The sequence below is a fragment of the Lactobacillus sp. ESL0233 genome, assembly GCF_003692995.1.
Lineage (GTDB): Bacteria > Bacillota > Bacilli > Lactobacillales > Lactobacillaceae > Lactobacillus > Lactobacillus bombicola.
In genome coordinates, this window is the sequence record NZ_REHH01000006.1 from 132,872 (window position 1) to 147,069 (window position 14,198).

At 33.8% G+C, this 14,198-nt stretch carries 15 protein-coding genes; 11 read left to right on the plus strand and 4 right to left on the minus strand.

The window, feature by feature from the left end:
- Positions 1-95: 95 nt before the first annotated feature.
- Both F5ESL0233_RS02315 and F5ESL0233_RS02320 read left to right on the plus strand, forming a co-directional pair.
- Entirely contained in the window at positions 96-977 is an 882-nt protein-coding gene (locus F5ESL0233_RS02315; protein ID WP_090093021.1) for a hemolysin family protein, read from the plus strand.
- Entirely contained in the window at positions 977-2,548 is a 1,572-nt protein-coding gene (locus F5ESL0233_RS02320) for a peptide chain release factor 3 (protein ID WP_122058550.1), read from the plus strand. Before F5ESL0233_RS02315 ends, F5ESL0233_RS02320 begins: the two co-directional genes overlap by 1 nt.
- A gap of 172 nt (positions 2,549-2,720) precedes the next feature.
- On the opposite strand, the gene F5ESL0233_RS02325 is transcribed toward F5ESL0233_RS02320, so the two are convergent.
- Both F5ESL0233_RS02325 and F5ESL0233_RS02330 read right to left on the minus strand, forming a co-directional pair.
- Entirely contained in the window at positions 2,721-3,002 is a 282-nt protein-coding gene (locus F5ESL0233_RS02325) for a DUF1827 family protein (RefSeq protein WP_122058551.1), read from the minus strand.
- Positions 3,003-3,100: 98 nt separating this feature from the next.
- Complete coding sequence (locus F5ESL0233_RS02330; protein WP_122058553.1) at positions 3,101-5,242, minus strand: ATP-dependent Clp protease ATP-binding subunit; 2,142 nt, start codon at positions 5,240-5,242, stop codon at positions 3,101-3,103.
- 194 nt (positions 5,243-5,436) lie between these two features.
- On the opposite strand from F5ESL0233_RS02330, the gene F5ESL0233_RS02335 reads away from it, so the two are divergent.
- The 6 genes from F5ESL0233_RS02335 to F5ESL0233_RS02360 all read left to right on the plus strand — a co-directional run bounded on the left by F5ESL0233_RS02335 (position 5,437) and on the right by F5ESL0233_RS02360 (position 10,107).
- On the plus strand, positions 5,437-5,619 hold the full coding sequence (locus F5ESL0233_RS02335; protein ID WP_090093245.1) for a hypothetical protein: 183 nt from the start codon (positions 5,437-5,439) through the stop codon (positions 5,617-5,619).
- A 113-nt stretch (positions 5,620-5,732) separates the two neighbouring features.
- Positions 5,733-5,999 carry a phosphocarrier protein HPr gene (locus F5ESL0233_RS02340; protein ID WP_090093029.1) on the plus strand — a complete coding sequence of 89 codons (267 nt, stop codon included), beginning with the start codon at positions 5,733-5,735 and terminating at the stop codon, positions 5,997-5,999.
- Positions 5,999-7,732 (plus strand): phosphoenolpyruvate--protein phosphotransferase, encoded by a 1,734-nt coding sequence (ptsP, locus tag F5ESL0233_RS02345; RefSeq protein ID WP_122058554.1) that lies wholly within the window; start codon positions 5,999-6,001, stop codon positions 7,730-7,732. The genes F5ESL0233_RS02340 and ptsP overlap by 1 nt, the downstream gene beginning before the upstream one ends.
- 205 nt (positions 7,733-7,937) lie before the next feature.
- A complete protein-coding gene (gene spxA, locus F5ESL0233_RS02350; protein ID WP_090093032.1) occupies positions 7,938-8,336 on the plus strand; it encodes a transcriptional regulator SpxA in 399 nt (132 codons plus the stop codon).
- 106 nt (positions 8,337-8,442) lie between these two features.
- Positions 8,443-9,222 carry an adaptor protein MecA gene (locus tag F5ESL0233_RS02355; RefSeq protein WP_090093033.1) on the plus strand — a complete coding sequence of 260 codons (780 nt, stop codon included), beginning with the start codon at positions 8,443-8,445 and terminating at the stop codon, positions 9,220-9,222.
- Positions 9,223-9,258: 36 nt separating this feature from the next.
- The gene (locus tag F5ESL0233_RS02360; protein ID WP_370448337.1) at positions 9,259-10,107 is read left to right on the plus strand and encodes a competence protein CoiA family protein; all 849 of its coding nucleotides are present in this window, start codon (positions 9,259-9,261) and stop codon (positions 10,105-10,107) included.
- Here the strand turns inward: F5ESL0233_RS02360 and F5ESL0233_RS02365 are convergent.
- Positions 10,093-10,710 carry a DsbA family protein gene (locus tag F5ESL0233_RS02365; protein ID WP_158593116.1) on the minus strand — a complete coding sequence of 206 codons (618 nt, stop codon included), beginning with the start codon at positions 10,708-10,710 and terminating at the stop codon, positions 10,093-10,095. The genes F5ESL0233_RS02360 and F5ESL0233_RS02365 overlap by 15 nt on opposite strands.
- Before the next feature lie 75 nt (positions 10,711-10,785).
- The gene (locus F5ESL0233_RS02370; protein ID WP_122058556.1) at positions 10,786-11,409 is read right to left on the minus strand and encodes a CYTH domain-containing protein; all 624 of its coding nucleotides are present in this window, start codon (positions 11,407-11,409) and stop codon (positions 10,786-10,788) included.
- A gap of 458 nt (positions 11,410-11,867) precedes the next feature.
- Between F5ESL0233_RS02370 and F5ESL0233_RS02375 the strand changes: the two genes are divergently transcribed.
- From F5ESL0233_RS02375 to F5ESL0233_RS02385, 3 genes are read left to right on the plus strand one after another with little or no spacing between them, the layout of a single operon-like run.
- Complete coding sequence (locus tag F5ESL0233_RS02375) at positions 11,868-12,497, plus strand: GTP pyrophosphokinase family protein (RefSeq protein WP_090093038.1); 630 nt, start codon at positions 11,868-11,870, stop codon at positions 12,495-12,497.
- Positions 12,497-13,303: an NAD kinase gene (locus F5ESL0233_RS02380; protein ID WP_090093039.1), complete on the plus strand. Its 807-nt coding sequence runs from the start codon at positions 12,497-12,499 to the stop codon at positions 13,301-13,303. The genes F5ESL0233_RS02375 and F5ESL0233_RS02380 overlap by 1 nt, the downstream gene beginning before the upstream one ends.
- On the plus strand, positions 13,290-14,192 hold the full coding sequence (locus tag F5ESL0233_RS02385) for an RluA family pseudouridine synthase (RefSeq protein WP_122058557.1): 903 nt from the start codon (positions 13,290-13,292) through the stop codon (positions 14,190-14,192). The genes F5ESL0233_RS02380 and F5ESL0233_RS02385 overlap by 14 nt, the downstream gene beginning before the upstream one ends.
- Positions 14,193-14,198 lie beyond the last annotated feature (6 nt).

Here is a 14,198-nt window from a genome sequence, read left to right on the forward strand (position 1 = left end):
TAAACCTCATTTCTTACGTGTATTTTAACATATTAGCGTGGTACATGATATAATGTGACTACTTGAATTGTTATTTTAAGAAAGAGAGAAAAAACATGGCTAGCGACCCCGAAAAGGGTAATTTATTTCGACGTTTCAAAAATAAATTATCCCCTTCAAGTGATGAAGAAACAAAAGAGCATTTAATAAAAGAAATAAAAGCTTTACATGAATGCAGTGAGATTAATGATAGCGAATTTTCTATGTTAACTGCCGTTTTGGATTTTCAAAGCAGAATGGTTCGTGAGGTAATGGTTCCACGAATTGATGCTTTTATGGTTGATTGCGGCGAAAGTTTTCAAGATAATCTTGATGAAATTTTACGCGAGCCATATTCACGCATTCCGGTTTATAAAAAGGATAAGGATAAAATTGTTGGGGTGATTCATATTCGAACAGTTTTACGTAAAGCGCGTGAAAAGGGCTTTGATAAGTTGGATTATGCTGACGTAATGAATCCACCTTTGTTTGCACCAGAAACAACAGATTTGAGTGAATTATTAGTTGAAATGCAACAAAGTCAGCAACAACTTGCTATTTTAACGGACGAGTATGGTGGCGTAGTTGGATTAGCTACAATTGAAGACTTAATTGAAGAAATAGTTGGCAATATTGATGATGAGGTTGATCGCGCTGAAGTATTATTTCAGCAAATTGCATCTAATAAGTACGTCATTTATGGCAAAATGTCACTTGATGAATTTAATGAGCAATTTGGAACAAATTTAGAAATGGAAAATGTTGATACAATTGCTGGCTTTGTTATCACCAAATTGGGGATTATTCCTGCTAAAGGTGAAAAACTATCAGTTAAACTTGATAATGGTATGATTTTGACCACTAGAAGAATGATGCGTTCGAGGTTAGCGACCGTTCTTTTGACCATACCAGAAAAAGAAGTACAAAAAGCAAAAAAGGAAGAAGAGCAGAGTAATTAATGAGTGAGGGACTTTTAGATAAAGTACAAAAAAGAAGAACATTTGCTATTATTTCACACCCTGATGCAGGTAAAACGACAATTACAGAGCAAATGCTTCTTTTTGGAGGAGTAATTCGTAATGCTGGTACCGTTAAAGCACGAAAAACGGGCCACTATGCGACTAGTGATTGGATGGAAATCGAAAAGCAACGTGGTATTTCTGTTACTAGTTCTGTGATGCAATTTGAGTATCAAGGAAAAAGGATAAATATTCTCGATACTCCGGGACATGAAGATTTTTCAGAAGATACCTATCGGACCTTAATGGCAGTTGACTCTGCCGTTATGGTAATTGATTCGGCTAAGGGAATTGAACCTCAAACCAAAAAATTGTTTAAAGTCGTCAAGCAACGCGGCATTCCAATTTTTACTTTTATGAATAAGCTTGATCGCGATGGGCGCCCACCGCTCGACTTGATTGCTGAATTAGAAGACTTGTTAGGAATTGAGGGGGTGGCGATGAATTGGCCAATTGGCTCCGGTCAAACACTGCAAGGATTATATGATATAGCAAACAACCAGGTTGAATTATATCATCAAGCAGGGGCAAAACAATTCATTCCGTTAAATGAAGCGGGAAATTTACCAGCCAGTGAGCCAATGAGTCAAAATCCTCAGTTTCAAGACACTTTAGGTGAAATTGAATTAATTAAAGAAGCGGGAAATACTTTTGATCTTACTAAGATTATGGCTGGTGACCAGACCCCAGTATTTTTTGGCTCAGCCTTAACTAATTTTGGCGTGGAAACTTTTTTAAAGGGTTTTGTTAAATTAGCACCTGCCCCTGCAAGCCATGTGGTTAATCAGGATGAACGCTTGGAGGCAGATGATGCAGAATTTTCTGGCTTTGTATTTAAAATTCAAGCAAATATGAATCCACAGCATCGTGATCGAATAGCCTTTGTTAGAATCGGTAGTGGTGAGTTCAAAAAGGGACTCGATGTAACTTTAGCGCGAACTGATAAGCCAATTAGATTAAATAATGCGACTGAATTTATGTCTAGTGAGCGAGTTCAAGTTTCTGATGCTGTCGCTGGCGATATTGTTGGCTTATATGATACGGGTAATTTTCAAATTGGTGACAGTATTTATGCTGGTAAACGCAAGATAACGTATCCTACCTTGCCAGAATTTACGCCAGAATTGTTTGTGCGTGTTACGGCTAAAAATGTGATGAAACAGAAATCCTTTCATAAAGGAATGAACCAGTTGGTTCAAGAAGGGGCAATCCAGCTTTATCGTAATTACCAAACAGATGATTATATTTTAGGTGCAGTTGGTCAGTTACAATTTGAAGTTTTTAAATTTAGAATGAAGAATGAGTACAATTCTGAGATTGAAATGACTAATATTGGTCATCGTGTAGCTAGATGGATTGATCCTAGTCAATTGGATCCAGCAATGTCAAGTAGTCGTAACTTGCTTGTAAAGGATCGTTATGATCAACCTTTGTTTTTATTTGAAAATCAGTTTGCTGAAAGATTTTTCCAAGATAAATATCCAGATGTTAAATTGACTGAAAAATTATAGGTAAAAAGAACTTTCCTTGAAGTTAGAATGTTTTCATAAATCAACACTTTACAGTATGTAAAAAAATAAAAGTCTGGGAAAAACTATTTTCCCAGACCACCAAAAAGGGTTTGAACATTTATGTTCAAACCCTTTTTATATTAGTTTAAAGAGCTAGCTTCTTTTTAGACTCTTATTTATCAAAGTGAATTTCCATTACTCTTTGATTTTTATCAGATATCAATGTATATGCTGGGGCTTCTTCTTTAATTAGTCGCTCAATGATAAAATCAATTTCTTCTTTACGAACACGTCGGTTGTGGTTTTCCAAAACAATTTCGATTGCATCGTCACTTTCAGTATAGATAACAGAGGTATTGCCTAGGGAATAAACCTTGACATAATTGACGTTAGTTGTATTTAGTTGACTATGAACTAATTCACGATAACTATTGGTCACATCTATCAAATGCATGCTATTCACCCATTTCTTCTATTTTCACTATTTCCTTACTTTATTATAACGCTAATTTTTACTTTTTTCTTCTTTAATATTTAATAAAAATATTATTTTTATTCACTAATGACTATTTTTTGATTATCAACCTTGGCAAGTAATTTTTTAGCTGCTGGATGATCAAGTTTAAAATCTGCTACTTTATCTTCAATTTCTTCTTGAATTATTCTTCTAAGTGGGCGTGCACCCATTGCTGGATTATATCCTTCTTGAACTAATTGTTCCTTAGCTTCGTCTGTAACGGTAATATTAATTCCTTGGTTTTTGACCATACCGTTAACTTCATCAAGCATTAAATTGACAATTTTAATTAAATCTTTAGTTGATAATTCGTTAAATTCAATTACATCGTCTAAGCGGTTTAAAAATTCAGGTTTAAAGAATTCACTCATTGAATTACGGACAGAATCGGTTTTTTTGTCTGCGGTTTCAGCAGCAAAGCCTACACTGGCACGTTTAATTCCTTGACCTGCATTTGAAGTCATAATGATAATTGTATCCTTAAATGAAACTTGGCGTCCTTGTGAGTCAGTCAAGCGACCATCATCTAAAATTTGTAAGAATAAATTCATTACAGATGGATCAGCCTTTTCAATTTCATCTAGCAAGATCAAACTGTATGGATTACGTCGAACTTGTTCAGTTAATTGACCAGCTTCTTCATAGCCAACATAACCCGGTGCAGAACCAATTAATTTAGAAACTGAATAGGATTCCATAAATTCTGACATATCAAATCTAATCATGGCATTTTCTGAACCAAACATTTGCTTAGCTAATTGCTTGGCTAGCTCTGTTTTACCAACTCCAGTTGGCCCAACGAAAAGAAATGAGCCAATTGGACGACCCGATTTGTTAAAGCCAATTCGGTTACGGCGAATAGCTCGCGCCAACTTATCAACAGCTTCATCTTGGCCAATAACATGTGACTTCAGATTTGTAGCCAAGTTTTGCAATTGATTTTCTTCTTGCTTTTGTAATTCACCTACCGGGATACCTGTTTTTTCTTCTACAATTTTATCCATTATTTTATTTGTAATAATAGGTGACTTATCCGGATCAACGTTTTGATTTTTCATTTTATTATATTTTTCAATTTGATCACGGTAATAAGCGGCTTTTTCATAGTCTTCGTTTTTAAGCGATTCCTGTTTAAGTTGTTGTGCAGCTTCAATGCGCTCTTTAATTTTATCCTTGTCTACATAAGGGATTGTTAGATTCATACGCGAACCAGCTTCATCAAGTAGGTCAATTGCTTTATCTGGTAAAAAGCGATCTTGAATATAGCGTTCAGATAGTTCAGCTGCAGCCTGAATAGCATCATCTGTATATTGTACATGATGATAATCTTCATAACGTTTTTTAATTCCTTGTAGAATGCGAATTGTTTCTTTAACAGAAGGTTCTTTTACGTCAACTGGTTGAAATCTTCGAGCTAAGGCTGAATCTTTCTCAATTTCACGATATTCTTTGAGAGTAGTTGCTCCCACTAATTGTAGATCACCACGGGCAAGGGCCGGTTTAATAATATTACCAGCGTCCATTCCTCCTTCAGCGTTTCCTGCACCAACAATTTCATGAATTTCATCAATAAAAAGAATAATGTCATCTTGATTTTGTAATTCATTAATCAGTTGTTGCATACGTTGTTCAAATTGTCCACGAATTCCGGTCCCTTGAACTAAAGAAACCACATTTAATGAAACAATTCTTTTGTCTTGTAATTTAGCTGGGACAGATCCGTCAACAATTTGTTGAGCTAATCCTTCAACTACTGCAGTTTTACCTACACCAGCCTCGCCAATTAAGACAGGGTTATTTTTAGTTCTTCTATTTAGAATTTCAATTACACGAGCGATTTCTTGGTCACGACCAATCACTGGATCGATTTTACCCTTTCGAGCTAAGTCAGTTAAATCAGTTCCATACTGATCTAAAAGTGACCGCTTACCGCTATTATTGCCAACTGAAGTCCCACCATTATTATTCATTTGTGAATCATTGGCATTACCACCATTATTGAATGGATTATTAAAATCACCGAAAAAGCTATTATTGTTATTGCTCATATTAATATTTCCTTGTTGTTCAAGTTCTTGATAACATTGACCACATAAATTGATTTCGCGACTTTCACCATTTACCTGAGCAAAGAGGTGAATGGAAGCAGGTCGTTTATGACAGTTTTGACAAAGCAATTATATTACCGCCTTTCGCTTTGATTCATCTTTTTCTAAATTATATAATTAGCACTCTTAATAATCAAGTGCTAAACATAAAAGCTTGGTGGTTGTATGTAGGCACAATATGTTAAAATGTAGATAAGCAAAGTAGTCAAAAATTTGCTAAATTTATCTAGATTATTATTAATTTGAAAGAAACGGTGGTATATTTGGATTATCAAAAAATTCTTGAGCAGTTAGCTAGCGGTGAACTTGATTCATATCAAGTTCACCCAAAAGAAGCCTTTGCTTTTCAAGCTGCTTTAAGATCTTTTGGGAAAAGACAAAATATAACTGGTAAGGCACTCCGTGGAGGTCAAATAATTTACATGCAAAAGAAGACACAAGTTTAATGATGTAAACTGTTACATTAATGTTGTCTATTTTGCAAAAAAATGATAGTCTAAGTACACGAATAGGTATTTACTACCGGTTTTATTTTTTTGAATTCAAAGGAGATATTATAATGGAAAAACGCGATTTTCATGTTATTGCAGAAACAGGTATTCATGCTCGTCCTGCTACCTTGTTAGTACAAGCTGCTTCTAAGTTTGGTTCAGACATCAACTTGGAATACAATGGCAAATCAGTTAATTTGAAGTCAATCATGGGTGTTATGTCACTTGGTGTTGGCAAAAATGCTGATGTTTCAATTAGTGCTGATGGTGATGATGAAAAGGATGCTATTGAAGCTATTTCTGAAACAATGAAAAAAGAAGGCTTAGCTGAATAATGACCAAGACATTAAAAGGAATTGCTGCAAGTGATGGTATTGCTGTAGCACCAGCTTATCTCTTGGTAGAACCGGATCTTTCATTTTCAAAGACTAATGTCAGCGATGTTGAAGGTGAACTAGCTCGCTATCACGAAGCAATTAAAGTTTCAACTGCTGAAGTTGAAAAGATTCGTGATAGTGCTAAAACAAGCTTGGGAGAAGAAGAAGCACAAGTTTTCGAAGCTCACTTGATGATTTTAAATGATCCTGAATTTACTGGTGCAATTGAAACCGAAATTAAGGAACAAAAAATTAATAGTGAAGCTGCACTTGATGAAACTGCCCAAAAATTTATTACAATTTTTGAAGGTATGACTGATAACGAATATATGCAGCAACGTGCTGCCGATGTTCGTGATGTTTCTAAGCGAATTATGGCTCACTTATTAGGAAAAGAATTACCTAATCCGGCAACGATTGACCATGAAGTGGTTGTCGTAGCTCATGATTTGACGCCAAGTGATACTGCTCAACTAAATAAGAACTTTGTTAAAGGTTTCGTCACTGATATTGGTGGGCGGACGGCGCACTCAGCAATTATGGCTCGTTCGCTTGAATTGCCAGCTGTTGTTGGTACTGAATCAATCACTGCTGATGTTGAAAATGGTCAAAATATAGCTGTTGATGGATTAAATGGTGATGTAGTAATTGAACCAGATGCTGACCAAATAGCAACTTATCAGCAAAAAAGTGAAGCATTCTTGGCGCAAAAAGCTGAATGGGAAAAACTGAAAAATGAACCATCAGTTACTGCTGATAACAAGAAGTTTATTATTGCTGCTAACATTGGTACACCTAATGACATGCAAGGTGTGAATGATAACGGTGCTGAAGCTATTGGACTATATCGTACTGAATTTTTATATATGGATTCGAAAAATTTTCCAACTGAAGAAGAACAATTCGAAGCCTATAAAGAAGTTATCGAAGGTATGAATGGTAAGCAAGTTATTATTAGAACCATGGATATTGGTGGTGATAAGCACCTTGATTATTGGGACTTACCCGAAGAAATGAATCCATTCCTCGGTGTACGAGCAATCAGATTATCTTTACAAAATGAAGAAATTTTCAGAACACAACTACGTGCATTATTGCGGGCTTCGGCTTATGGAAAATTGGGAATTATGTTCCCAATGATTGGTACTCTGGGTGAATTGCGTAAGGCTAAGTCAATTTTAGCAACTGAAAAAGATAAATTAACAGCAGCAGGCGTTAAAGTTGGTTCCGATTTACAAGTCGGAATGATGATTGAAATACCAGCTGCGGCGGTAATGGCTGATCAATTTGCTAAAGAAGTTGATTTCTTCTCAATTGGTACCAATGATTTAATTCAATATTCGATGGCTGCTGATCGTGGTAATGATAATGTTTCTTATTTGTATCAACCAGCTAATCCAGCCGTATTACGCTTAATTAAGCACACTATAGATGCTGCCCATGAAAATAATATATGGTGTGGTATGTGTGGTGAAGCTGCTGGTGATAATATCATGTTCCCAATTTTACTTTCAATGGGACTTGATGAGTATTCAATGAGTGCAACATCTATTTTACGAATTAGAAGTTTAATGAAGAAGCTGAATACTGAAGATATTAAAGATTTGGCCAATCAGGCGTGTTTTGTATCGGAAACTGCTGAAGACAATGAGAAGTTAGTCAATGACTTAATGTCAAAGTTAACTAATTAAATAAAAAATGTAAAAGAGTATTAATGTCACTAATACTCTTTTATTATATCTTAAAACTTTCTTAATTAAAAAGTCACGGATTATTCATCTTTGTAATTTAATATAAAGATATGGTTAGTATACAAGATATTACTTACAAAAAAGAAGTGTTATGTTATACTAAAGAGGTAAAAGAAATCGTATTGTTCAAAGGAGCGTGAAATATATGGTGAATTTATATATATCTCCGAGTTGTACCTCGTGTCGTAAAGCAAAGGCTTGGTTGAAAAAACATGATATTGCTTTTAAAGAAAGAAATATTTTTTCAGAGCCACTTACAAAAGAGGAACTTATTCAAATATTACGAATGACTGAGAATGGTACCGAAGAAATTATCTCTACACGTTCAAGAGCTTTTCAACAGTTAAAGATTAATCTTGATGATTTATCAATCGATCAGTTACTTAATTTAGTTGAAAAAAATCCTAGTTTGTTAAGACGTCCGATTATTATGGATGATCGTCGCTTACAGGTTGGTTATAATGAAGATGAAATTAGGCGGTTTTTACCGCGTAAAGTTCGTCGGCTCGAACTTGAAGAAATGCAAAAAATCGCTGACATATAATTAATGTAAAAATTTAAATAAAAGCGTTGGTATTTAAACTAACGCTTTTATTTTAGTTACAAAATAAGCTACAATAGATAAAAGGATTCGATGGAGGTGAGAATTCATGCAAGTAAAACGTATTAATGAAAACACGATCCGAGTACGAATAGATAAAAATGAATTGTCCAAGCGTGGGCTTAAGGTATTAGATTTATTAGGGGATAAAAATAAAATTCAGCAATTCTTTTATTCAATTTTAGAAGAAATTGATAATGACCATTCATTTAGTCAAGATGCCCCGGTCACTTTTCAAGTAATGCCCAATAATGGCGGCTTAGATTTATTAATAACAAAAGTGACAAAGCAAGATCGTGCAGAGTTGTCACAATTATTTGATAGTGATTTAAAAAATGATAATCCGGTCTTAAATAAAGCTTTTGAAGATTTAGAATCAGATGATGTAGATACTGCTGATGACGACGATGAAAATGATTTTACTGATGAACAGCGACAAGAAGATGATGAAAATTCGCCTTTATCAGAATTAGCTAGTTCACTTAAACCAAAAATTAAAAAGTCAGATCAGCAATTACATAAGCGGCAAGCTTATAGCTTTAGTGATCTTAATCAGGTAACTGAACTAGCAGAAAGCTTGCCAGAACAAATGCTTCTTTCGAGTCTTTATTTTGAGCGCGAGCTGTTTTATTTGGATTTAGCTTTTAAAGATAATGATTTTAATGAATTGAGGCCAGCAGAAGTTTGGTCAATTGCAAATGAATATGGTGTTCAGGTACGTCCTAATAAAATGGCACGTATTAGAACAACAGGTAAATGTTTAATTAAGCAAGATGCACTTGAAGTTTTAAAAAATTATTTCAGTCATAATGAAAGTAGAGGAGGTTAAGGTAAACTTAACCTTTTTTTGCGTACATAATCTTGGGTGATTTTTTTGTATGCAGCTTTGTTAAACAATCAGTTAGTATTGGCGGTGACTGAGGCACAAAGTCAGTCAAAAATGTTAGCTAAAAATAATTATATTTGTCCGCAGTGTATGCAAAGAGTTAAATTGATAATTAAAGAAAAATCGGCTTACTTTAAGCATTTTCCTAGTAATAATAATTTAAGCGGGGAAAAAGAAGAACATGCCTTAAGTAAGGCTATATTAAAAAATGCACTTTTAGAGGCAAAGTTTAATGCACAAACAGAAACTAGTTTGGCTAACGGGCAATTACGAGCTGATATTTTGGTGAATTCAAAACTGGCCTTTGAAATTCAGTGTGCACCATTGAGTAAATTAGAGTTTACAAAAAGGCATAATTTATATAAAAATATTGGTGTTGCAGATATTTGGATTGTTGGTAAGCGTCATTATTTATTACAAGAAATAAAAAAGTCACAACTTATTTTTTTTCGCAAAAACAAGTTGTGGCATGACTATTATTTAGAAATTTTGCCTAAACAAAAAATACTACGGCTAAAATATAATGTTCAGCTTGAACCGATTACAAGTAAAGTTCACTATCAAATAGAGAATTTCGTTATTAGTTCTTATGGCTTAGCTAAATTATGGCATTTTAAGCCGATATTGAAACAATATTGCGTTGATCCTAGAACACAAAAAAACTATTTACAATTACAATTAACACAAAAAACTATTAAAGGTATGAAAATCGCTAATCAATTATATCAACGTAACCTTACCATTGATGAGTTACCACCAACCATATTTAGTAATTTTCGTAGAGTTAATAGTTGTAATAATGTTATTACTTTTTTACATCAAATGTAGATGATTAGTTGGTAGATATCCTGGTTCCTCGTTAAGCCGATAATCGTTTTTAAAAAGGGTGATTAATTTATCGTGAGCAACTGTTCCTTCTATTAAGATACCATTATAATTACCATTTTCATTAAAAATAATTGTTGTGGGAATATTGTGGACATTGAACTTTTTAACAAGTTCTTTATCTTGCTGAATTGAATCTTTGATATATTTATCTATCCTAGGATTATTGATACGATTAAAGTCTAGATTTAAATCTAATGTTATTTTTTTGGGTAAATCGGTAGAATAATTATTGAAATTTCTACTGATTGCCCTTTGTAAACTAATCAAATATAATCTTGCTTTTTTATTACCATATTCAAATCTTATTGCATGGTAATAGCGTAAAGCTTGATGCGAAGCAACTGTGTACTGTGGAATATCATTTACCTTTTGACCTTCTTTTTTTCTTCGTATAATATCTTCTCTAGCAACCTTAGTATTAGTTATAGGGATAAAATGGAACGAAGTATTAAGGTTGAGTTCATCGATTGCTTCTTTAATCAGAATCTCTGTGTCGTAGCAATAGATACCTATAGGATTTACAAAGAGAAAAATCTCGAACATAATCAGGTCCTCCATAATTGTCTGTGCAATTATTAATCTAACAATATCTATCCTCCGAAAAATATACTAACATGGTCATATTCTAGCACCATGCTTGAAAGCTCGCTTAATTTTTGCTTGGTTTGTATTAGCTGGGCTTTGCTTAATTGCATATTCCTTTTTTAGTAAATTTAAAACTTCGCTAATTAATGAAATTTTAGAGTTCTCGATTTCAAGTTCATAATCTTCATAACCATCAGGATAAACAGTGTCATCAAAAGTTAGCTCGCAATTTTTGGGTCCGTAAGCTAAAATTCGATGAGTTTTACTAAAAGTTTGCAAATATAATTTATAATTTTGTCCCAAATGTTCCACAAGAAAATGACCACCAGTTTTACCAAAGGTAACAGGAATGTCCTGTTGGCCGCTGTTAATCATTTCTTGTGCTTCAGTTAAAGTTAAAGTATCGGTAAGTTCAGTTGCTACATGAAAATTAGTTTGTTTAGTAATTTTACTTGGTATCTTTAAAGTTTGTTCGGCATAATTGTTAAAAATACGAATACGACAGCTTATTCGCATATTTTTAAGTGAGCCAGCTGCAGTATCAAAATAATAATTTTCTTGGTCAAAATTACTTTTTATTGTAAAATTATCGCAAAGTTGTTGATAAGTTTTTTGAGGTAGGATAATTTTAGCTTCAATTTCACTATTTTTTGCCATCTGAAGTTACTCCAATCTTTTGCCAAGTTATAATTCAGAATATTATATTTTTTAATTTAAAATTTAGCCATGAGAATGCTTACCTTAAAATTATACTCCTTAATTGCTGTATAGTCTTGCTTTGGATAGAATATAGAACGTTTCATTGATAAAAGGAATCGTTAACTATTTTGCGCTATTCTGCCCATATTAGTCAAAAAATAGGTTTGACAATGTTCGCTTTTTGTAGTTTATAAGCTAAAAGAAAGTTATTCTGATAGTATTGATATATAATTTATAAAATAATTAAATTACTAAATATCTAATAAATAAAAATATTTTTTATTAAAATTAATCTAATATAATTAATATGCACAATTCATAAAAAACTTAAATCAGCAGCAAGCTTAAAGGCGTGAAATTGCTATCATCAGTTTTGTGTTAAAATATAGATGCTGTTTAAGAAGGGGATTATTTCTATGAATATTGATTGGGAAAATTTTTTATGGCCTTATGATGAGGCTGTGCGTGAGTTAAAAATAAAATTTCGTTCCCTTAGACAGAGTTTTTTAACTGAAAGAGAACATTCGCCAATAGAATTTGTAGTTGGTCGTGTAAAATCGGTTGATTCTATTAAAGAAAAAATGCAACGGCGTGTTATTAGTCCAGAAGTAATTGAAACGGACATGCAGGACATTGCTGGTATTAGGATTGTTTGTCAGTTTGTTGACGATATCTATAAAGTTGTAGATCTGATTCATGCACGTGATGATATGGAAGTAGTTGAAGAAAGAGATTATGTCAAAAACGCTAAGTCATCTGGTTATCGTTCATATCATATGGTGATTTCTTACACCATTTATTTACCGGAAGGATCAAAAAAATTACTTGCTGAAATACAAATTAGAACATTAGCAATGAATTTTTGGGCAACCGTTGAACATACCTTGAACTACAAATATCAAGGTTCATATCCAAAAGACATTTCTAAACGGTTAAAGTCGACTGCGGAAACAGCTTATAAGCTTGATGAAGAGATGTCGCTCATTAAAGATGAGGTACAAGAAGCGCAAAAAGTTTTTACCAAGAATAAAGGTAAGGAAAATTAATGAGGATAGCAATTGCCCACAATAATAATGATGAAACTTTACAGGTGGTAGCAAGACTTAAGTCACTTCTTGCTACTAAAAGCGATGTGGTTTTTGATGCAAAGTATCCTGATGTGGTTATAACAGTTGGCGGAGATGGGACTTTAATTAATGCTTTTCATCGCTATGAAAGCCAAATTAGCTCAATTAGATTTATCGGTATTCATACGGGTCATTTAGGCTTTTATACAGATTGGCGAAGTGTCGATGTTGATAAGATGGTAGATGCACTTTTTTTGCGTGAACCCGAATCTGCTAAGTATCCCCTACTTGAAGTAGAACTAGTCACAGAAGCCGGGGATACCAAACATTATTTAGCCTTGAATGAGTCAGCTGTTAAACGAATATCGCATACCTTGGAGGCTAATATTTATATTGACGATCAACTTTTTGAAAACTTTCGTGGTGATGGTTTGTGTATTTCAACGCCAACAGGGTCTACTGGGTATAACAAATCGTTAGGTGGAGCGGTTATTCACCCACAACTTAAGGCTTTACAAATGGCAGAAATTGCTTCGATTAATAATCGGGTTTTTAGAACATTATCTTCCCCAATAGTCATTGCTCCTGAGCAATGGATTACGATTGTACCTAAAGCTGATCATTTTGTAATGACAATTGATGGTAGTCAAATTAATGTGCGCAATGCTAAGAAAATTAATTATCGTATTTCTAATAAAGTGATTAGATTTGATCGCTTTGGGCATACATATTTTTGGACGCGGGTTCAAAATGCCTTTATTGGTGATAAAGATGACGATTTTTAAAGTAATGGTCGCAACAGATAAGCCCATATCTTTGGGTTCATTTTTAGAAAAAAGTGGCTTTTCAAAGCAAGCAATTAATAATGCCAAGAACTTAGGGGGTTGGCTATTAGTTAATCACAAAAAGCGTTATACAAATTATCTGGTTCGTTCTGGGGATGAAGTTATTTTTATACCTAGTAAAGAACCCGCTAATTTGTGGTTAAAACCATCGAATAAGCCATTGAATATTATTAAGGAAACTGAAAACTACTTAGTAATTAATAAGCCAGCTAGCTTACTGTCAATACCATCTCGCTATGATGATAATGCTATTGTTAACCGAGTCCTAGGTTACTTTGCTAGAAATAAGTTAACCGAAGTAAAGCCACATATAATTACTAGACTTGATCGTGATACTTCGGGTTTGGTACTTGTAGGTAAGAATGCGATTGCTCATGGTCGTTTTAGCAAAATTAGTAAAGCTGATTTTGTCAAAAAATATCATGCAATTGTTCATGGTAATTTTAGCCAAAATAAACTAGAGGGTATGATTGATTTGCCAATCGGTCGTATGAATAAATCTATTAAGCGAACCATTGATGTAAAAGGCAAAGAGGCAGTAACCGCTTATCGGGTTATTGACCAAATTCGAGACATGAGTTTAGTAGAACTTCGTCTCTATACAGGGCGAACACATCAAATTCGACTTCATATGCAAGCAATTGGTCATCCTTTATATGGGGATCAATTATATGGTATTAAGGATGAGTTTAAGCGGCAAGCATTAAATTGTTTTTACTTAGCTTTTCCAGATCCTTTTGCAAAAAATGAATTAGTTAAAGTAGAAGTTGCAGATGCGGCGGATATGCAAAAATTGTGGCAGAAACGCAAATTTTTATCTCTAACATAAAAAAAC